Consider the following 896-nt stretch of genomic DNA (forward strand, 5'->3'; position numbering starts at 1 on the left):
CGCCGCTGGAGCAGCACGGCCACCACGATGATCAGGCCCTTGGCCACCAGCTGGTCGCTGGTGTTGAGCCCGTTGAGGATGAACAGGTTCGTGATCACGGTGAAGATCAGCAGACCCAGGATCGACCCGATGATCGACCCGCGCCCGCCGGTCAGCAGCGTGCCGCCGATGATGACCGCGGCGATCGCGTCCAGCTCGTACAGATCACCGTGCGTGGAGGAGCCCGTCGTGGTCCTGGCCATGATCAGCACCGCCGCGATGCCGCAGCACAGCCCCGACAGCGCGTACAGCATCACGGTGTGGCGGCGCACGTCGATACCGGCCAGCCGGGCCGCCTCGGGGTTACCGCCCACCGCGTAGGTGCGCCGGCCGAAGGTGGTGCGGTTCAGCAGCACCCATCCGGCGATCACCACCAGCACGAAGATGTAGACCAGCACCGGGATGCCCAGCACCCGGCTGGTCGACAGCTCCACGATCATCTCGTTGCCCTGCTGCACCAGCTGGGTGCGCCGGTCCGACATCCGCTGCGCCAGACCCCGGGCGGCCACCAGCATCGCCAGCGTGGCGATGAACGCCACCATCCGCCCGTAGGAGATCAGCAGGCCGTTGACCAGGCCCGCGCCGGTGCCGACCAGCACCGCGCACAGGATCATCACGAACGGGCCGTAGGACTGGGTGGCCAGGGTGGTCGCCCACACCGACGCCAGCGCCATGATCGCGCCCACCGACAGGTCGATGCCCCCACCGATGATCACGAACGTCATGCCGACGGTGATCACCCCGATGGTCGCGGCCAGCGACAGGATGCTCACCATGTTGGAGGTCGTGGCGAAGGTGTCGGGCACCGTGACCAGACCCACCACGGCCAGCAGCACCAGCGCGACCACCAGGCCGAG

1 protein-coding gene is annotated in these 896 nt (G+C 68.4%); it reads right to left on the reverse strand.

The window, feature by feature from the left end:
• Window positions 1-896 (reverse strand): ABC transporter permease (locus ACTOQ1_RS42870; protein ID WP_440074364.1); only part of this gene is annotated, 896 nt, incomplete at both ends.

This window comes from Streptosporangium sp. OZ121 (genome assembly GCF_051918885.1).
GTDB lineage: Bacteria > Actinomycetota > Actinomycetes > Streptosporangiales > Streptosporangiaceae > Streptosporangium.